The organism is Streptomyces sp. SCSIO ZS0520, from assembly GCF_025643355.1.
In the GTDB taxonomy this organism is placed as follows: Bacteria; Actinomycetota; Actinomycetes; order Streptomycetales; family Streptomycetaceae; genus Streptomyces; species Streptomyces physcomitrii.
The window spans coordinates 7336117-7354116 of the sequence record NZ_CP092644.1 but is presented as its reverse complement, the minus strand read 5'-3'; the positions used below and the strand labels follow the sequence as shown (position 1 = coordinate 7354116).

General features: G+C 74.8%; 15 protein-coding genes. 10 read left to right on the top strand and 5 right to left on the bottom strand.

Features of this window, described 5'->3' with window-relative positions; translation table 11 throughout:
- Positions 1-25 precede the first annotated feature (25 nt).
- Complete coding sequence (locus MID12_RS30040; protein ID WP_263172182.1) at positions 26-2914, bottom strand: AfsR/SARP family transcriptional regulator; 2889 nt, start codon at positions 2912-2914, stop codon at positions 26-28.
- A gap of 171 nt (positions 2915-3085) precedes the next feature.
- Between MID12_RS30040 and MID12_RS30035 the strand changes: the two genes are divergently transcribed.
- The 5 genes from MID12_RS30035 to purB all read left to right on the top strand — a co-directional run bounded on the left by MID12_RS30035 (position 3086) and on the right by purB (position 8436).
- Complete coding sequence (locus MID12_RS30035; protein WP_263172180.1) at positions 3086-3508, top strand: GNAT family N-acetyltransferase; 423 nt, start codon at positions 3086-3088, stop codon at positions 3506-3508.
- 175 nt (positions 3509-3683) lie between these two features.
- Positions 3684-5018, top strand: a complete 1335-nt coding sequence (locus MID12_RS30030; RefSeq protein WP_040255234.1) for a hemolysin family protein — start codon at positions 3684-3686, stop codon at positions 5016-5018.
- Positions 5015-6031, top strand: a complete 1017-nt coding sequence (locus tag MID12_RS30025; RefSeq protein WP_040255233.1) for a hemolysin family protein — start codon at positions 5015-5017, stop codon at positions 6029-6031. The genes MID12_RS30030 and MID12_RS30025 overlap by 4 nt, the downstream gene beginning before the upstream one ends.
- A gap of 75 nt (positions 6032-6106) precedes the next feature.
- Positions 6107-6886, top strand: coding sequence for an SGNH/GDSL hydrolase family protein (locus MID12_RS30020; protein ID WP_263172177.1), 780 nt, complete (start codon positions 6107-6109; stop codon positions 6884-6886).
- Between the two features lie 110 nt (positions 6887-6996).
- Positions 6997-8436, top strand: a complete 1440-nt coding sequence (purB, locus tag MID12_RS30015) for an adenylosuccinate lyase (RefSeq protein WP_263172175.1) — start codon at positions 6997-6999, stop codon at positions 8434-8436.
- Between the two features lie 183 nt (positions 8437-8619).
- Here the strand turns inward: purB and MID12_RS30010 are convergent, their stop codons facing one another.
- From MID12_RS30010 to MID12_RS30000, 3 genes are all read right to left on the bottom strand, one after another.
- Positions 8620-9114 carry a hypothetical protein gene (locus tag MID12_RS30010; RefSeq protein WP_263172173.1) on the bottom strand — a complete coding sequence of 165 codons (495 nt, stop codon included), beginning with the start codon at positions 9112-9114 and terminating at the stop codon, positions 8620-8622.
- A 127-nt stretch (positions 9115-9241) separates the two neighbouring features.
- The gene (locus MID12_RS30005; RefSeq protein ID WP_263172171.1) at positions 9242-9967 is read right to left on the bottom strand and encodes an ABC transporter permease; all 726 of its coding nucleotides are present in this window, start codon (positions 9965-9967) and stop codon (positions 9242-9244) included.
- A gap of 1 nt (position 9968) precedes the next feature.
- Positions 9969-10889, bottom strand: coding sequence for an ATP-binding cassette domain-containing protein (locus MID12_RS30000; protein WP_263172169.1), 921 nt, complete (start codon positions 10887-10889; stop codon positions 9969-9971).
- A 107-nt stretch (positions 10890-10996) separates the two neighbouring features.
- Between MID12_RS30000 and MID12_RS29995 the strand changes: the two genes are divergently transcribed.
- From MID12_RS29995 to MID12_RS29980, 4 genes are all read left to right on the top strand, one after another.
- Complete coding sequence (locus MID12_RS29995; protein ID WP_263172167.1) at positions 10997-12241, top strand: sensor histidine kinase; 1245 nt, start codon at positions 10997-10999, stop codon at positions 12239-12241.
- Positions 12242-12264: 23 nt separating this feature from the next.
- Positions 12265-12918 carry a response regulator transcription factor gene (locus MID12_RS29990; RefSeq protein ID WP_263172165.1) on the top strand — a complete coding sequence of 218 codons (654 nt, stop codon included), beginning with the start codon at positions 12265-12267 and terminating at the stop codon, positions 12916-12918.
- Between the two features lie 354 nt (positions 12919-13272).
- Positions 13273-14106 carry an alpha/beta fold hydrolase gene (locus MID12_RS29985; protein ID WP_040255229.1) on the top strand — a complete coding sequence of 278 codons (834 nt, stop codon included), beginning with the start codon at positions 13273-13275 and terminating at the stop codon, positions 14104-14106.
- A 172-nt stretch (positions 14107-14278) separates the two neighbouring features.
- Positions 14279-15580 (top strand): MFS transporter, encoded by a 1302-nt coding sequence (locus MID12_RS29980; RefSeq protein WP_263172163.1) that lies wholly within the window; start codon positions 14279-14281, stop codon positions 15578-15580.
- Between the two features lie 19 nt (positions 15581-15599).
- Here MID12_RS29980 and MID12_RS29975 read toward each other — a convergent pair whose 3' ends face one another.
- Complete coding sequence (locus MID12_RS29975) at positions 15600-16007, bottom strand: VOC family protein (protein ID WP_263172161.1); 408 nt, start codon at positions 16005-16007, stop codon at positions 15600-15602.
- 280 nt (positions 16008-16287) lie between these two features.
- Here MID12_RS29975 and MID12_RS29970 point away from each other — a divergent pair, with 280 nt between their 5' ends.
- Positions 16288-17865 (top strand): alkaline phosphatase D family protein, encoded by a 1578-nt coding sequence (locus MID12_RS29970; protein ID WP_263172159.1) that lies wholly within the window; start codon positions 16288-16290, stop codon positions 17863-17865.
- Positions 17866-18000: the final 135 nt, after the last annotated feature.

Here is an 18000-nt window from a genome sequence, read left to right as displayed (position 1 = left end):
CGGACCCGGCCACCCGCCCGGCCGCTCAGTGCAGCGCGCGGAGCTTGGCGTCCACCAGGGCCGCCTGGTCGCGGGCCTCAAGGCGGCGCCAGGTGGACAGCGAGCGGTGGAAGTAGCGGCGGGCGGTCTGCTTGCGGCCGGTGGCGTGGTGCAGTTCGCCGAGCAGGCAGGCCACCCGCGCCTCCGCCCGGCGGTCGCCCAGCTGCCGCTGCACCACGAGCGCGCCCACCAGGAGCGCCGAGGCCTGCGCCGCATCGCCCTGGCGCAGGCAGAGTTCGCCGATGCTCTGCTGCACATAGGCCGCGCAGTGGGTGTCCGCCAGCTCGTCGAAGATGCCGAGCGCCCCCTCCAACTCGGCCCGCGCGGCGCCCGGTTCACCGCGCAGCTCGTGCAGTACGGCGATCCGGCGGCGCACCTGTGCCTCGCGGTGCCTGTCGCCCAGCTCACGGGAGAGCCGCAGCGCGCCCTCCAGCCAGCCGGCCGCCGCCCGCGGTTCCCCGCGCTCCAGCCACACCGAGGCGATGGCGTTGCGGGCGATGGCCTCACCGTGCCGGTCCCCGGCCCGGGCGAAGAGCTCCAGCGCCTCGGCGAAGGCGGTCAGCGCCGCGTCGAGCCCCCCGGTGACCCGGTGCACCGACCCCGCGCCCACCGCGGCGAAGCCCTCGCCCGGCAGGTGCCCGAGGGCCGCGAACAGCGTCCGGGAGCGGGCGAAGCTGTCCAGGGACTCGGCGTACCGGTCCTGGTAGAGGTGCAGCTGCCCGAGGTTGCGCAGCAGGGCGGCGGCGTGGACGTCCCGCGGCTCGTCCATGGCGTCGAGCACCAGGCGGTGGGTGCGCAGCCAGTCGTCGTAGTAGCCGCGCATGTCGAAGAAGCTGGCCAGCTCCACGGCGAGCGCGGCGGCGCGCGGGACGTCCCCGAGCCGGGCCGCGCGGTCCACGGCGGCGACCAGGACGCGGCGCTCGCCCTCGAACCACTCCACGGGCCGGGCGCGCACCGCCTCGGTGAGCGCGGCGGCGGGACCGGCCGGGGCCACCGGCTCCCCGAGCACGCCGAGGAAGCGGGTCGGCATCGCCGCGTTGGCGACCTGCGCGAGCGCGGTGAGCGCGTCCATGACCCGGGTACGGCGCCGCAGCCGTACCCGGCGGTCGTCCTCCTCGGTGAGCTCGCGGGCGTAGCAGCGCAGCAGTTCGTGCATCCGGTAGCGGGGCAGGCCGAGGCGGTCGGTGTCGACCAGCTCGACCAGGTGCTCGTCGAGCAGGGTCTCCAGGCCGGTGGCCGCCTCCTCGTTCTCCCCGGTGGCCGCGGCCACCGTCCAGCCCGCCACCGCCTCGTCGGGCAGCTGGCCGAAGGCCCGGAAGGCGCGGGCGGCGGGCTCGGGCAGATGCCGGTAGCTCAGCTCCGCGCTCGCCCGCACCTCCAGTTCGCCGGTCTGCAACTGGTCGAGCCGCCCGCGCTCGTCCTCCAGGAAGCCGGCGAGGGCGCCGAGGCTCCAGCCGGGGCGGTTGGCGAGCCGCGCGCCCGCGATCCGCACCGCGAGCGGCAGCGAGCCGCAGCCCGCGAGGACCCGGTCGGCGTCCGCCGGGTCCTGGTCGAGCCGGTCCGCGCCGACCAGGGAGCCGAGAAGGGCCCGGGCGTCCTCCCGCGCCATCACACCGAGCGGGATCTCGTGGACCGGCAGCCCGGTCAGCCGCCGCCGCGAGCTGACCAGGACCGCGCTGCCGCCGGTGCCGGGCAGCAGGGGGCGCACCTGGGCGCTGCCCGCGGCGTCGTCCAGGACCAGGAGGATGCGGCGCTGGGCCAGCCGGGAGCGGAAGAGGGCGGCGCGTTCGCCGAGGCCCGCGGGCAGCGCGCCGTCGATGACGCCGAGTCCGCGCAGCATCTCGGCGAGCACATCGGCGGGCTCCCGGGGCCGGGGGCTCAGCCCGGCCAGGTCGACGTAGAGCTGGCCGTCCGGGAAGTGGCCGCGCATCCGGTGCGCCGCGTGCACCACCAGGGTGGTCTTGCCGCAGCCCGGCGGTCCGGTGACGGTGACCGCGACCGGCTGCCGCCCGGCGGTGGCGAGCCGGTCCTCCAGCTGGCCGATCTCCGCGGCGCGGCCGGTGAAGTCGGGTACGTCCATGGGGAGTTGGCAGACCGGGCCGGGGTCCGCCGGGCGCCGCCGGGCGGCGTAGCCGTTGATCTCCTCGCCCAGGGCGCGCAGCGGGGCGCTCGGCTCGGTGCCCAGTTCCGCGGCGAGCAGCCGCTCCGCCTCCGCGTACCCGGCGCGTGCCTCGGTGGTGCGTCCGGCGTCGTACAGCGCGCGCAGCAGCATCCGCCACAGGTCCTCGCGCAGCGGGTCCTCGGCGAGGCGGGAGCGCAGTTCGGCGACGAGCGGGGCGTGGTCCCCGCGCAGCAGCCGCACCTCGAGGCATTCGTCGGCCGCCGCGGACCGCAGCGCCTCCAGGCGGGAGACGGCCGGGTCCCAGACCACGCTGGACGGCACGTCCTGGAGGACGCCGCCGCGCCACAGTCCGAGCGCGGCCTCGTAGCGGCGCAGCGCCCCGGCGCTCTCGCCGCGCTCGCGCAGGGCGCGCGCCTGCTCCAGGCGGCGCTGGAAGAGCAGCAGGTCGAGGGCGTCCGGTGGCACGTCGAGGGCGTAGCCGGAGGACTCGGTGCGCAGTCCCTCGATGGGCACCCCGGCCGCCGCGAGGGTGCGGCGCAGCGCGCGTACATAGGTACGCACATTGGCGAGGGCGGAGCGGGGCGCGCCGCCGGGCCACAGCACCTCGGTGAGCTGGTCGACCGAGACGAAGCCGCCGGGCTGCAGCAGCAGGGTGGCCAGGATCGCCCGCGGCTTCGGCCCGCCGACCCGGACCGGCAGGCCGCCCACCCTGACCTGGAGCGCGCCCAGCACGCCGAACGTCGGTTCCCCCATCACCGGCCTCCGCGTCCCGTCAACTGCCGCGCAGCGTACCGGCGTTCGAGCGGTGCCGGGCGGGCAATCCGGAAGGCCGCGGGGCCCCGCCCCGCCGCCCGGTGCGACATACCGGCCGCCGCACCCGAAATCCCTTCGCCCCGTGCCGCGGTCCGCTGCTTGGCTTGCCCCATGGAGACTCCGCGCATCCGCCCCGCCGCCCGGTCCGACATCGACGCCGTCCTGCGGTTCTGGCGGGAGGCCGCCGAGGGGACGAGCATCAGCGACGACGCCGAGGGGCTGACCCGGCTGCTCGCCCGCGACCCCGGGGCGCTGCTCCTCGCCGAGCGCGAGGGCCGCGTCGCCGGGACCGTGATCGCGGGCTTCGACGGCTGGCGCTGCCACCTCTACCGGCTGGCCGTGGCGCCCGCGTACCGCAGGCAGGGCATCGCCCGCGCCCTGCTCGCGGCGGCCGAGGCGCGCTTCGCGGCGCTCGGCGGCCGCCGCGGGGACGCGATGGTGCTCCGGGACAACGCGCGCGCCCAGCACGCCTGGCGGGCCGCCGGATACGGACCCGAGGAGCACTGGCGCCGCTGGGTGAAGCCGCTGGCCTAGGCCGCGGACCGGAAGCCCGGCCCCACCCACCCCCGACTTTGCCGATCCTTTACGATGGCTCGTACAGCCGAACCTCCCAGGAAAGGTGTGAGAGTCCCGCCGTGGACGAGCCCCCCAGTAGCCGATATCGCGCAGAACCGCCGCCCCTGTCCGACCATGGGACGGAGGTGACCCGATGATCGAAGTGCTCCTGCTCGCGGTGGCCGTCCTGCTCTCGCTGGCCTGCGGTGCCTTCGTCGCCGCCGAGTTCTCGCTCACCACCGTCGAACGCGGGGAACTGGAGCGCGCCGCTGAGCGCGGTGAACGCGGTGCCGCCGGTGCCCTCAAGGCGGCCCGGCACCTGACCTTCCAGCTCTCCGGCGCCCAGCTCGGCATCACGGTCACCAACCTGGTGGTCGGCATGCTCTCCGAGCCGTCCATCGCCAAGCTGATCGCCGGGCCCCTGGAGGGCATCGGCCTCTCCCACTCCGCGGCCCGCTCGGCCGCCCTGGTGCTCGGCACCGCGCTGTCCACGGTCTTCCTGATGGTGGTCGGCGAGCTGGTGCCGAAGAACTGGGCGATCTCCTCCCCGCTGCCCGTGGCGAAGCGGGTGGCGAACCCGCAGCGCTGGTTCAGCGCCGCCTTCCGGCCCTTCATCACCCACCTCAACAACACCGCGAACCGGGCCGTACGCCGCTTCGGCATCGAACCCACCGAGGAGCTGGCCTCGGCCCGCGGCCCGGAGGAGCTGGTGGCGCTCGCCCGCCACTCGGCCAAGGAAGGCGCCCTGGAACCCGACACCGCGGAGCTGTTCGTCCGCACCCTGAACCTCGCCGACCTGACCGCCGAGAACGTGATGACGCCCCGGGTCCAGGTGATGGCCCTGGACGCGCAGGCCACCTGCGAGGACGTGGCCAACGCCACCCGCGCCACCGGCCTGTCCCGCTTCCCCGTCTACCGGGGCAGCCTCGACTCGGTGGTCGGCATCGTGCACATCAAGGACGTCCTGGCCGTGCCCGCGCAGCGCAGGCTCAGGCACCCGGTCTCCGCGCTGATGCGCGAACCCCTCCTGGTGCCCGAGACGCTCACCGTCGACCGGCTCCTGGACCGGATCTCCGGCCGCCGCACCATGGCCGTGGTGATCGACGAGTACGGCGGCACCGCCGGGGTGGCCACCCTGGAGGACATCGTCGAGGAGGTCGTCGGCGAGGTCCGCGACGAGCACGACCCGCACGAGACACCCGACCTCGCCCCCGCCGGACTCGACGAGGAGGGCCGCTCCCGCTACTCGGCCGACGGCGCCGCCCGCATGGACCAGCTCGCCCGCGTCGGACTGCGCGCCCCCGAGGGCCCGTACGAGACGCTGGCCGGTCTGGTCGCCCGGGAGCTGGGGCGGATCCCCGCCACCGGCGACAGCGTCGAGGTCGCGGGCTGGCGCCTGGACGTGGTCGACGCGAGCGGCCACCGCGCCGCCCGCGTCCTGCTGCACGCGCCGGTCACCGGCAGCGCCCTGAGCGAGGGGGAGCGATGATCGCCGTCCAACTGCTGATCGCCCTGGCGACCCTGGTCGCCAACGCCTTCTTCGTCGGCGCCGAGTTCGCGCTGATCTCGGTGCGGCGCAGCCAGATCGAGCCCTACGCGGAGCAGGGCAACCGGCGCGCGCGCAGCGTGCTGTGGGGCCTGGAGCACGTCTCCGCGCTGCTCGCCGCCGCGCAGCTCGGCATCACCCTGTGCACCCTGGTCCTCGGCGTGGTCGCCGAGCCCGCCCTCGCGCACCTCCTGGAGCCGGGCTTCGACGCGGCCGGGGTGCCGCACGGCCTCGTCCACCCGATCTCCTTCGTCCTCGCGCTGGCGCTCGCCACCTATCTGCACATGCTGCTCGGCGAGATGATCCCGAAGAACGTCGCCCTCGCCGAGCCGGTGCGCAGCGCGATGGCGCTCGGACCGCCGCTGGTGGCGCTCGCCCGGGCGCTGCGCCCGGTGATCTTCACCATCAACGCCTTCGCGAACACCCTGCTCAAGCTGCTCAGGGTGGAGTCGAAGGACGAGGTCGCCGCCACCTTCTCCGACGACGAACTGGCCCGCCTGGTCAAGGACTCCTCGGCGGCCGGCCTCCTCGACGACCGCGCCACGGAGCGGCTGCGCGAGGCCCTGGAGCTGCGCCGCCACGCGGTGCGCGATGTGGTGCTGCCGCTGGAGCGGGTGATGTACGCGAGGCTCGGGATCACCCCGGAGGGGCTGGAACGGCTCTCCGCCGAATCCGGCTTCTCCCGGTTCCCCGTGGTGGACGACGGCCGCCGGATCATCGGCTATCTGCACGTCAAGGACGCGCTGGACGCCATGCCGCCGGACGTGCCCTTCCAGATCCGGGACATGCGGCCCATCGCCCGTATCCGCGAGAGCACCCCGCTCGACGACGTGCTCGCCGCGATGCGCGGCAGCCGCACCCACCTGGCCGCGGTCCTCGGCGACGACGGGCGCCTCGCCGGTCTGGTGACCATGGAGGACGTGCTGCGGGTGCTGTTCAAGCAGCCCACCGGCTGAGCCGGGGCGCCGCCGCGGCGCGGTGCCGGGCCCCTCCTGACCGGGGTCCGGCACCGCGCTACGATCGTCGGCGTCATGGGGATCGATGCGAAATACACCAGTCTCGTCACGCTCGGCGACAGCTTCACCGAGGGCATGTCCGACCTGCTGCCCGACGGCAGCTACCGCGGCTGGGCCGATCTCCTCGCGGCCCGGATGGCGGCCGCCGCCCCGGACTTCCGGTACGCCAACCTGGCGGTGCGCGGCAAGCTGATCGGGCAGATCGTCGAGGAGCAGGTGGGCCCCGCCGCCGCCATGGGCGCCGATGTGATCACCCTGGTCGGCGGCCTCAACGACGCCCTGCGCCCGCGCTGCGACATGCGCCGGGTGCACGCCCACCTGGAGGAGGCCGTGGAACGGCTCGCGCCCTCCTGCAAGCAGCTCGTCCTGATGCGCAGCCCCGGCCGCAGCGGCCCCTTCCTGGAGCGCTTCCGGCCGCGCATGGAGGAGCTGTACACGGCCCTCGGCTCGCTGGCCGAGCGGCACGGCGCCCTCGTGGTGGACCTCTACGGCGCACCCTCCCTCGCCGACCAGCGGATGTGGGACGTGGACCGGCTGCACCTGACCGCCGAGGGCCACCGGCGGGTGGCCGAGGCCGTCTGGCAGGCCCTCGGCCACCCCGGCGAGAGCGACTGGCAGGCCGCGCTGCCCCCGGCGGCCCCGGCGAACTGGGCGGCCAGAAGGGCGGCCGACGCCCGCTTCGCCCGGGTGCACCTGCTGCCGTGGATCGGGCGCCGCCTGACCGGCCGCTCCTCCGGCGACGGCCGCGCGGCCAAGCGCCCCGAGCTGCTGCCGTACGAGAACCGGGTCCACTGAGGCCGCGGCGCCCGCCCGCGACCGAGGCGGGCGTGACGCGCCTCTCGTAGCTTCCGACGAACGCGTGCATGGCGCTGGCCTGCAGGAATCGACCAGTAGAATCGTCTTCCGTGACTGCGTCTGCGAAGCCCCGCATCCCGAACGTCCTGGCCGGCCGCTATGCCTCCGCCGAGCTCGCCACCCTGTGGTCCCCCGAGCACAAGGTGCGCCTGGAGCGCCGGCTCTGGCTGGCCGTCCTGCGCGCCCAGAAGGACCTCGGCATCGAGGTGCCCGACGCGGCGCTCGCCGACTACGAACGCGTCCTCGACGAGGTCGACCTCGCCTCCATCGCCGACCGGGAGAAGATCACCCGGCACGATGTGAAGGCCCGGATCGAGGAGTTCAACGCGCTCGCCGGGCACGAGCACGTGCACAAGGGCATGACCTCGCGCGATCTCACCGAGAACGTCGAGCAGTTGCAGATCCGCCTCTCCCTGGAGCTGGTCCGGGACCGGGCGGTCGCCGTCCTCGCCCGGCTCGGCAAGCTCTCCGGCGAGTACGGCGAGCTGGTCATGGCGGGCCGCTCGCACAATGTCGCCGCCCAGGCCACCACCCTCGGCAAGCGCTTCGCGACCGCCACCGACGAACTCCTGGTCGCCTACGCCCGGGTCGAGGAACTCCTCGGCCGCTACCCGCTGCGCGGCATCAAGGGCCCGGTCGGCACCGCGCAGGACATGCTCGACCTGCTCGGCGGCGACGCGGCGAAGCTCGCCGAACTGGAACAGCGCATCGCCGCGCACCTCGGCTTCGGACAGGCCTTCACCTCGGTCGGCCAGGTCTACCCGCGCTCCCTGGACTACGAGGTGGTGACCGCCCTGGTGCAGCTCGCCGCGGCGCCCTCCTCGGTGGCCAAGACGGTCCGCCTGATGGCAGGACACGAGCTGGTCACCGAGGGCTTCAAGCCCGGCCAGGTCGGCTCCTCGGCCATGCCGCACAAGATGAACACCCGCTCCTGCGAACGCGTCAACGGCCTCATGGTCATCCTGCGCGGCTACGCCTCGATGACCGGCGAGCTGGCGGGCGACCAGTGGAACGAGGGCGATGTCTCCTGCTCGGTGGTGCGCCGGGTCGCCCTGCCGGACGCCTTCTTCGCGCTCGACGGCCTCCTGGAGACCTTCCTCACCGTCCTCGACGAGTTCGGCGCCTTCCCCGCCGTAGTCGCCCGGGAACTCGACCGCTACCTGCCCTTCCTCGCCACCACCAAGGTCCTGATGGCCTCGGTACGCGCCGGGGTCGGCCGGGAGCTCGCCCACGAGGCCATCAAGGAGAACGCGGTGGCCTCCGCCCTCGCCATGCGCGAACAGGGCGCCGAGCGCAACGAACTGCTCGACAAGCTCGCCGCCGACACCCGGATCCCCCTGGACCGCGCGCAGTTGGACGCCCTGATGGCGGACAAGCTCTCCTTCACCGGCGCCGCGAGCGACCAGGTGGCCGCCGTGGTGGCCCGCGTCGAGGACGTGGTGAAGCAGCGCCCGGAGGCCGCCGGGTACACCCCTGGCGCGATCCTCTGAGCCTGCGGCGCGCAGCCGGGGCGGGGCCGCTCGACTTCGGCTCTCACCGGGGCCGTTGACGTACCGGACGTCCGCAGGTCGCGGGCGTCCGGGGCTGGTCGCGGGCGGACGACGGGAGAGCGGAGCGCTCCCCCGTCAGAGCGGAGCGCTCCCGCGTCCCAGGGCGGATGGCTCCCCGTCTTCTCACGGCGGGTCGGTCTCCGTGACCACGGCGAGCAGGCGGGGTTCCTGCTCGGGACCGGTCCGCGTGATGCCGAGGCCCAGCCAGCGCCCCTCCGGTGCGGTGCGCCAGAGATAGAGGTGCCCGGCCTCCTCGCTCAGCGTCTTCCAGGGCTCCGGTATCTCCTCCGCGCGCTCCCAGGAGCGCAACAACAGCCCGTCCAGGGGCAGTTCCCCCGGCGCGCCCCAACGCGCGGTCAACTGCGCCCGCAGGGCCTCCCGTTCGGCCTCGCACTGCTCCACCTCCCCTACGCGGGCCTCCGGTTGGCCGTACTCCTCGGCCCCGGCCAGGCCCGCCCCCGTACCCCCGGCCGCCTCCGCACCCTCCGCCGACTGCGTACCGAGGTACGCCATCCGATAGCCGGGGCCCGCGAAGCCCGCACCGGATCCGCTGTGCTCGGCGGGGAACTCCCCCGAGCACAGCAGCTCTATCGCCGCGAGATCCTGTGGCCTGGTCATGCCGCAAGTAAACCGCCCCGCACCGACATTGGCGGTACGTCAGGTGAGGCGACTCGGACCTTCGGGGCCCGCGCGAGGAAGTCCGGTGGCGGCCCCACGCCCGTGGACGTGATCGCCGCCCTGCCGCTCAGGCGTCCCGTCGCCGGATCGCCCACCACCCCGCGAGGGTGGCGAGCGCGGCCCAGGCCGCGCAGACCGCGAGCCCCTGCCAGGCCCCGAGCGGCCCCTCCGGGTGGGCGTGGAGGACCTGCTGACCGGCGCGGTCGGGGAGGTAGGCGGCGGCGCCCCCGGCGATGTCGCCGACCACGAAGGAGACGATCAGGAGGAAGGGGATGAGCAGGCTCAGTACGGCCACGGCGCTGCGCAGCAGCACGGTCAGCCCGGCCGCGAGGAGAGCCATCAGGGCCAGCTGGATTCCAGCGCCCACACAGGCCCGCAGGACGCCCGGATCGCCGAGGGTCAGGGCCTCGGAGCCCAGGAAGGCCTGACCGGCGAGGAAGGACAGGAAGCCGGTGACCAAGCCGGTCAGCAGGGCCGCGCCGAGGATCACCGCCGTCTTCGCCCCGTACAGCAGTCCCCGGCGCGGCACCGCGGCCAGCGAGACGCGCAGGGCGCCGTTGCGGTACTCGGCACCGGCCGCGGTGGCGCCGAAGCAGAGCGCGGCGATCTGCCCGAAGACGAGGGCGAAGAAGGCGCCGAAGAGCGGGTCGGCGTCCTCGGCACCGCCGGCGGTGGCGTGGACGAGCACGGTGACTGCCGACGGGACGCCGAAGATCGCAAGGAGGGACCCCCAACTGGCCCGCACCGAACGGATCTTGAGCCATTCGGAGTGGGCGGCGGCGAGCGGTGACATCTCAGGCCTCCTGCCGGGTGGCGGCGAACTCGGCGTCCGCGGCGGTGAGTCGGAGGTAGGCCGCCTCCAAGGTCGGCTCCTCCTCGGCCAGTTCCTCAAGCGGCACCCCCGCCGCGGCGGCGATCCGCCCCACCTCCGCGGCCCCGGCCCCGGCCACCCGCCAGCGGTCCGGTCCGGTGGGCGCCAGGGGGTGGCCCGCCCGGGCGAGGGCGGCGCGCAGGGTCCCGGGCTCGCTGGTGCGCACCCGGACTCCCCCGGCGGAGTGCGCCCGCACGAAGTCCGCGGTGCCGGTGTCCGCGAGCAGCCGGCCGCGGCCGAGGATCAGCAGGTGGTCGGCGAAGGAGGAGGTCTCGTTCATCAGGTGGCTGGAGACCAGCACGGTCCTGCCCTGCCGGGCCAGCCCGCGCAGCAACTCCCTTGTCCAGACGATGCCTTCGGGGTCGAGGCCGTTGGACGGCTCGTCCAGGACCACCACCGCGGGATCGCCCAGGAGAGCCGCCGCGATGCCCAGTCGCTGCCGCATGCCCAGCGAGAAGGTGCCGATCCTGCGCCGGGCGACCGAGGCGAGCCCCGACTGCTCCAGGACGTCGTCCACCCGGCGCCGCGGCAGCCGGTTGCTCACCGCGAGGGCGGCCAGATGCGCCCGGGCGGTGCGCGAGTCGTGCGCGGATCCGGCATCCAGGAGTGCCCCGACGGTACGCAGGGGTTCGTCGAGCGAGGCGTAGGCGCGGCCGCCGATGGTCGCGGTGCCCGCCGTGGGCCGGTCGAGGCCGAGGACGAGCCGCAGGGTGGTGGACTTGCCCGCGCCGTTGGGGCCGAGGAAGCCGGTGACCCGGCCGGGTTCGACCCGGAAGCTGAGGTCGTCCACGGCCGTGCGGGAGCCGTGGCGTTTGCTGAGCCGGTGGACGTCGATGGTGGTCATGGCCCCAGCCTGGCGAGCGGGCACCGGGCACCGCCTCCCCCGCGGGTGCCCGGTTTCTCCCCCGCGCGGGGGAACCACCGCCCGGTCCGCTTTGCGAGGATGCCCGCATGAGAGCCCTCCTCGGCCCGTGCGCCGCTCCCTTCCTCCGGGCGGTCACCTATACGCGCTGGCTCCATCTGCTCGTCCCCGCCTTCCTCGCCTTCGCCTGCGGCGCGGTCTACCCGGGATACGTCGGGCTCTCGACCGCCGGGTGTCTGCTGGTGCCCGTGGTCCCGGTGCCCCTGCTCCTGCTCGCCGCGGCCTTCCCCTCGACACGCCTTGCCGAGGGGATCCAGGCCCGGGTGATGCTCTTCCCCGGCGCGCACGCGAGCGCCGGGCGCGGGGCACCACCGGACCGGGGCATCGCGGCGGCACCCTCCGCCTCGCTCGGGGACCGGGTGCGTACGGCGCTCTGGCTGGTGCTGCGGCTCGAAGTCGGCTGCCTGACCGCGCTGTTGACCGGTCAGTGCTGTGCGCTCTCGCTCGCCCTGGTGGCCGCGGGCACGGGCTCGGCCGAGGAGGCCGACCCCTTCCTCGCCGTCCGCGGCGACCACTGGGCGTACGCCGTCCTCTCCCCGCTGCCGCTGGTGGTGCTCGTCGCCCTTGTCGCGCCGACCGGCGCGGGAATGGCCCGCGCCGCGCGCGGACTGCTCGGCCCCTCGCCCCGGGAACGCCTCGCCGCACTCGAGGAGGAGACCGAGCTGCTCCTCGAACGCCACCGCATCGCACGGGAGTTGCACGATTCCCTGGGCCACGCGCTGACCGTCGCCGTGGTCCAGGCGGGCGCGGCCCGCGCCGTGTCCGACCCCGCCTTCACCGAGCGGGCCCTCACCGCGATCGAGGAGACCGGACGTACCGCGCTGGACGACCTGGACCGGGTGTTGCGCTCCCTGCGCACCCATGAGCGGGGGCAGTCCGCACGCCCCGACCTGAGCGCGGCGGCCCGCCTGATGGACTCGGCCCGCGCGGCGGGCGCGGAGGTCGAGGCCCAGTTGCCCGGCACCCTCGACCACGTCCCCGGACCGGTCTCCCGGGAGGCCTACCGGATGCTCCAGGAGTCGCTCACCAATGTCCTGCGGCACGCGGGGCCGGTGCCGGTACGGGTACGCGTGCACGCGGGCGGCAGGCAACTGGAACTGGAGGTGCGCAACCGGCTCGCGGACTCCCGGCAGGGCGCCGGGCGGGAGGACGGTGGCCGGGAGGGCTCCGGTCTGCGCGGGCTCCGGGAGCGGGCCGGGCTGCTCGGCGGCCGGGCGGAGTGGGGGCCCGAGGCGGGCGAGTGGCGGGTGCGCGTACGGCTTCCGCTGGCATGAACCAGGTGGCCTACGCTGGGCCGGTGCCGCACACCGTCCTGCTCGTCGACGACGAACCGCTGGTCCGCGCCGGTCTGCGCGCCGTGCTGGAGGCCGCCCCCGGTATCGAGGTGGTCGGCGAGGCGGCCGACGGCGCCGCGGTGGTCCCGCTCGTACGCCGACTGCGGCCCGCCGTCGTGGCGATGGACGTCCGGATGCCTCTGATGGACGGCATCGAGGCCACCCGGGCGGTGCTGCGCGCGGTGCCCGAGCCGCCGAAGATCCTCGTCGTCACCACCTTCGAGGAGGACGAACTCGTCTACGGGGCCCTGCGCGCCGGGGCCGCGGGCTTCCTCCTGAAGCGCTCCCGGCCCGCCGAGATCGTGCACGCGGTACGGCTGATCGCCGAGGGGGACTCGCTGCTCTTCCCGGCCGCGGTCCGCTCCCTGGCCGCGCGGTATGCGGGCGGCGGACCGGCGGGCGCGGGCTGGGCCGGGGACGGGCTCACCGACCGCGAGGCGGAGGTGCTGCGGCTGATGGCCCGCGGGCTGTCCAACGCCGAGATCGCCGCCCGCTTGTTCGTGGGCACCGAGACGGTCAAGACCCATGTCAGCGCCGTGCTCGCGAAACTGGGCGCCCGCGACCGCACCCAGGCCGTGATCGCCGCCTACGAGTCCGGCTTCGTCACCCCGGCTTGAGGCACCGCACCGCACCGCCGCCGGAGACCGTCAGCGGCACGGCACGGCACGGCACGGATCGGCGACCGGCGAGCGCAACCAGGCCCCCTGAACGATGTCCTCGGCCTCGGCCAGCTCGCCGAACACCCGGCAGGCCACCCCCTCAGTACGGGCCGTTGCTCCTCGCAGACCTCGGTCGGCACCTCGGTTGCCACCGCACCGTCCCAGCCCACGGGACGTGCCACGTCCAGGAACCCGCCCCGGCGCCGGAGGCCGCGACAGGAAACCGGAACCAGGGGCTACCCACCGGTAGGGACTTACTGACAGACTGTCTAACCCCCCCTGCCCGACCCCGATGACCCTCCGAGGAGCAGCATGACCGCCACGGCCTCCTTCACCGTCGAGTCCGCGCACGGTCCGCAGACCGTGACCGTCGCCTACGACCGCGCAGGCAGCGGCGAACCGCTGGTCCTGCTGCACGGCATCGGCCACCACGGGCAGGCCTGGGACCCGGTCGTCCCGGCGCTCGCCGCGCAGTACGACGTCATCACGGTCGACCTGCCCGGCTTCGGCGTCTCCCCGGGCCTGCCGGACGGCGTCCCCTACGAACTGGGCAGCGTGGCCCGTATCCTCAACGCCTTCACCGAGTCGCTCGGCATCGAACGCCCGCATCTGGCGGGCAATTCGCTCGGTGGACTGCTCGCCCTGGAACTCGGCCGCCAGAAGCTGGCCCGCTCGGTGACCGCCCTCTCCCCCGGCGGCTTCTACACCGAGGGCGAGCGCATCTACGCCTTCCGCACCCTGAAGGCGATGCGCGCGGGCGCCCGGCTGCTGCCGCTCTCCCTGATCGAGCGGCTGTCCCGCTCGGCGGCCGGCCGCGCCGCCCTGACCGGCACCATCTACGCCCGCCCGGCCCGCCGTTCACCCGAGGCCGCGGTCGCCGAGACCCTCGCCCTGCGCAACGCCACCGGCTTCGACAAGACCCTCGCCGCCGGACTCGACCTGCGCTTCACCGAGGACGTGACCGGACTCCCGGTCACCATCGCCTGGGGTGCGAAGGACCGCCTCCTCCTGCGCCGCCAGGGCATCCGCGCCAAGCGCCTCATCCCCGACGCCCGTCTGATCCGCCTCCCCGACTGCGGCCACGTCCCGATGAACGACGACCCGGCGCTCGTCGCCCGGGTCATCCTGGACACCGCGGGGCGGTAGCGGGCCGGGCGGTCCGGCGGCGGAAGGGTGCTCAACCGCACTGCCGCCAGGGCCGGTCGGCGGAGCCGCCGGGCCGTCCGGCCTGAGCGGCGGCGAGACCCGCGCGGAGCTTTCCGGTCATCCCCGCACGGACACCTCCGGAGCTGCCGCCCGGTGCCTACCGTGGGCGCCCATGCCTCCCCTGTCGGGTTCGCTGCTGCGGCAGCGGCCCTTCCTCCTGCTCGTCCTCGCCCGGGCCGTCTCGGTGCTCGGCAACGGCTTTGCGCGGGTGGCGCTGGCCTTCGCCGTCCTCGGCCTGCCGGGGACCGGGCCCGGCGCCCTCTCCCTGGTCCTGGCCTGCCAGGCGCTGCCGCAACTGGTCTTCGTCCTCTTCGGAGGCGTCCTCGCGGACCGGATGTCCCGGGCACGGCTGATGGTGCTCGCGGACGGGGCCGGTGCCGCCGCCTACACCGCGCTCGCCGTGCTCGTACTCGCCGAACGCGCGCCCCTGTCCGCCCTCTGCGCGCTCGCGGTCGCGGCCGGGACGGCGACCGCGCTCTTCGCACCGGCCATGGAGGGCATCGTCGTCCAGGTCGTCCCACGCGCGCGCCTCCAGCAGGCCAACGGCACCCTGCGGATGGCCGCCAACACCTCCCTCGTCCTCGGCCTCGCGCTCTCCGGCGTCACCGTCGCCCTCCTCGGGGCGGGCTGGGCTCTCGCCCTCAACGCCGCCTCCTTCCTGGTGAGCGCCCTGCTCACCGCGGCCCTCGGCACCAAGGGCCCACCGGCGAAGGGGACTTCGGGCTGGGCGGACCTGCGCGAGGGCTGGCGGGAGTTCGCCGGGCGGCAGTGGCTGTGGGTGGTGGTCGCCCAGTTCACCGTCGTGGTGGCCGCGCTCAACGCCTACCTCGGGGTCCTCGGCCCGCTCACCGCGCAGGAGCACGAGGGCGGCGCCAGGGCCTGGTCCCTGCTGGTCGCCGCGCAGGCCGTGGGCACCGTCGCGGGAGCGGGCGCTGCCGGGCGGCTGCGGGTGCGCCGCCCCCTGCTCGTCGCCGTGCTCGCGACCTTTCCGTACGCGCTGCCGCTGGTCCTGCTGAGCATGGGCGCCCCGCTGTGGACGAGCGCCTGCGCCATGTTCGCCTGCGGGGTCACCGGCGATGTGTTCGCCGTCCTGTGGTCGACCACCCTGCAGCAGCGGGTCCCGGAGGCGGCGCTGTCCCGGGTCAGCTCCTACGACCTCTTCGGTTCGCTGGCCTTCGCCCCGCTCGGGCTGCTCCTCGCCGGTCCGGTCGCCGGGGCGGTGGGCACCCGGGCCGCGCTCGCGGCCTGCGCCGCCGCCATGGTCCTGGCCTGCGCGGCGGCGCTGCTCTCGCCCCAGGTCCGGCGCCTCACCGCACCATCGGCCGCACCGGCGCCGGTCCCGGAGCCGCCCGTCCCCACCGAGCGGGACACCTCGGCCGAGCGGGACACCTCAGGGGAGCGCCACCCCGGCTGACCGCCGCGCCGCCGCCCCCTCACCCGTTCCGCCACCCCCGCCGACACAGCACCAGCCGATAGCCGTCCGGGTCCTCCACGGTCACGCCCCAGGTGTTCCAGTACGGATTCGGCGAGGTGACGACCCGGCCGCCGTTCTCCTCCAGCCGCCGTACGGTCCCGTCCGGCACCTCCCCGTCGACGTACAGGACGAGCAGGTCCTCCTCGGTCGGGCGCGGGAGGACCGGATGGGCCGGGTCGCGGACGAGTTCCAGGTGCCAGTCGGCGTCCGGCCAGCCGAGCATCAACAGCTCGTGCTCGCCGGGTTCCCGGCCCTCGGCGCGGTACTGGACGGCGAGGCCGAGGCCCCGGGTCCAGAAGCGCTCGGCGGTGGCGAGGTCGCGGCTCGGGCGGGCGAGCCGCAGCTGGCTCCGTGCGTCCAGGGGCATGTGCGGTGTCCTTTCCTCCGGCCGCCGGTGCTCCGCCGGAGACGGCCCGGCCGCGGGTCCTCCGGTGGCCGCGGCCCGGTCGAGAGCCTAGGAGGTGCCCGGCTCAGGCCACCTCGGTCCCGGGCCGGGTCGCACCTCCTCCGCTCGGCCTCCTCCGCAGGTCCCGTACGGGCCGCGGACCGGTCGCGCGACCGAGGTTCGGGGAGTGCCGGTCGCCGGGAAGGAGGAGGGGGCGTGCGTCGTGGACGACGGCGGGCGCTCACCTCTGGAGGTCCTGCCCATGACATCGCGTTCGCCGCTTCCGCTTCCCGGCCGCCGCAGTGTGCTGCGCGGTTCGCTCGCCGTCCCCGCCGCGCTGGCGCTGCCCGGGCTCGCCGCCGGGGCCCCGGCCTTCGCCCGGTCCGGGCGGCCCGCCGCGCCCTGGGGTGTGCAGAGCGGGGATGTGAGCGCGCACTCCGGTCTGGTCTGGGTGCGCGCGGACCGGCCGGCCCGGATGCTGGTGGAGACCGCGGCGACCGAGTCCTTCCGCGACGCGGTGCGCCACCCGGGGCCCCTCCTCGGCCCGGGCACCGACTTCACCGGGACGACGCGCCTGGCCGGGCTGCCCGCGGGCGAGCGGATCCACTACCGGGTGCGCCTCGCCGACCCGGACGACCCGCGCCGCACCGGCGAGCCGATCACCGGCAGCTTCCGTACCGCGCCGCTGCGGCGCCGCGTTGGGGTGCGCTTCGTCTGGTCGGCGGACATCGCGGGCCAGGGCTGGGGCATCAACCCGGACCGCGACGGCTGGACCGTCTTCGCGGACATGCGGCGCCGGTCGCCCGACTTCTTCCTGTGCAGCGGCGACACCATCTACGCCGACGGCCCGATCGAACCCCTGGTAAAGCTCCCCGACGGCCGGACCTGGCGCAATCTGGTCACCGAGGAGAAGGCGAAGGTGGCCGAGACCCTCGCCGAATTCCGCGGGGCACAGCGGTACAACCGGCTCGACAGGCACGTACGCGCCTTCTCCGCGGAGGTCCCCGTGATCGCCCAGTGGGACGACCACGAGGTGCACAACAACTGGTCGCCGGGCGAGATCCTGGACGACGACCGCTACACCGAGAAGGACACCCGGGTCCTCTCCGCGCGCTCGCTGCGCGCCTTCGGCGAGTACCACCCGGTCTCCACCCTGAGGCCGGACGGCGGCCACGGCCGGATCCAGCGCGTGGTGCGGCACGGGCCGCTGCTCGACGTCTTCGTGCTCGACATGCGCACCTACCGCAACGCCAACTCGCCGGGCCGCCAGCCCGAGGACCGCACGGGCATCCTCGGCGCCGAGCAACTGGCCTGGCTGAAACGGGAACTGGCGCGTTCGCGCGCCGTGTGGAAGGTGATCGCCGCCGATATGCCGCTGGGTCTCGTGGTCACCGACGGGAAGACCGACTTCGACGGGGCGGCCCAGGGCGACCCGGGCGCACCCCTCGGCCGCGAACTCCAGCTCGCGGAGCTGCTGCGCTTCATCAAGCACCGCCGGATCACCGGCACCCTGTGGCTGACGGCGGATGTGCACTACACCTCGGCCCAGCAGTACGTTCCGGAGCGGGCGGCCTTCCAGGACTTCGCCCCCTTCTGGGAGTTCGTCTCCGGTCCGCTCGCGGCGGGCGGCTACCCGGCGGCCGCCCTCGATCCGACCTTCGGCCCGGTGCAGCACTTCCTCAAGGCACCGGCGGCGGCCAACACCTCACCGCTGGACATGCCGCAGAACTACGGCGAGGTCGACATCGACGGCGGAAGTGGGGAGTTGACGGTCCGGCTGCGCGAGGAGGGCCGGGTGCTCTACACCAAGGTGCTCCAGCCGGGCCGGGTGGGGCAGTAGGACCGGAGGGGCGAGAGGGACACGGGCCCGGCTCAGCCGCCGGGTCTCCGAGGGACGCCGGAAGAAGACGGGCGACGCCAGGAAACGCCGCAAGGCACGGGGCGAATCTGTCCGCTTGCGGCCTGCATGTTCCCG

What these genes read in the sequence shown, in the direction of transcription:
- MID12_RS30040 (WP_263172182.1), bottom strand. Translation starts at nt 2,914, where the DNA reads ATGGGGGAACCGACGTTCGGCGTGCTGGGCGCGCTCCAGGTCAGGGTG.
- MID12_RS30035 (WP_263172180.1), top strand. Translation starts at nt 3,086, where the DNA reads ATGGAGACTCCGCGCATCCGCCCCGCCGCCCGGTCCGACATCGACGCC.
- MID12_RS30030 (WP_040255234.1), top strand. Translation starts at nt 3,684, where the DNA reads ATGATCGAAGTGCTCCTGCTCGCGGTGGCCGTCCTGCTCTCGCTGGCC.
- MID12_RS30025 (WP_040255233.1), top strand. Translation starts at nt 5,015, where the DNA reads ATGATCGCCGTCCAACTGCTGATCGCCCTGGCGACCCTGGTCGCCAAC.
- MID12_RS30020 (WP_263172177.1), top strand. Translation starts at nt 6,107, where the DNA reads ATGGGGATCGATGCGAAATACACCAGTCTCGTCACGCTCGGCGACAGC.
- MID12_RS30010 (WP_263172173.1), bottom strand. Translation starts at nt 9,114, where the DNA reads ATGACCAGGCCACAGGATCTCGCGGCGATAGAGCTGCTGTGCTCGGGG.
- MID12_RS30005 (WP_263172171.1), bottom strand. Translation starts at nt 9,967, where the DNA reads ATGTCACCGCTCGCCGCCGCCCACTCCGAATGGCTCAAGATCCGTTCG.
- MID12_RS30000 (WP_263172169.1), bottom strand. Translation starts at nt 10,889, where the DNA reads ATGACCACCATCGACGTCCACCGGCTCAGCAAACGCCACGGCTCCCGC.
- MID12_RS29995 (WP_263172167.1), top strand. Translation starts at nt 10,997, where the DNA reads ATGAGAGCCCTCCTCGGCCCGTGCGCCGCTCCCTTCCTCCGGGCGGTC.
- MID12_RS29985 (WP_040255229.1), top strand. Translation starts at nt 13,273, where the DNA reads ATGACCGCCACGGCCTCCTTCACCGTCGAGTCCGCGCACGGTCCGCAG.
- MID12_RS29980 (WP_263172163.1), top strand. Translation starts at nt 14,279, where the DNA reads ATGCCTCCCCTGTCGGGTTCGCTGCTGCGGCAGCGGCCCTTCCTCCTG.
- MID12_RS29975 (WP_263172161.1), bottom strand. Translation starts at nt 16,007, where the DNA reads ATGCCCCTGGACGCACGGAGCCAGCTGCGGCTCGCCCGCCCGAGCCGC.
- MID12_RS29970 (WP_263172159.1), top strand. Translation starts at nt 16,288, where the DNA reads ATGACATCGCGTTCGCCGCTTCCGCTTCCCGGCCGCCGCAGTGTGCTG.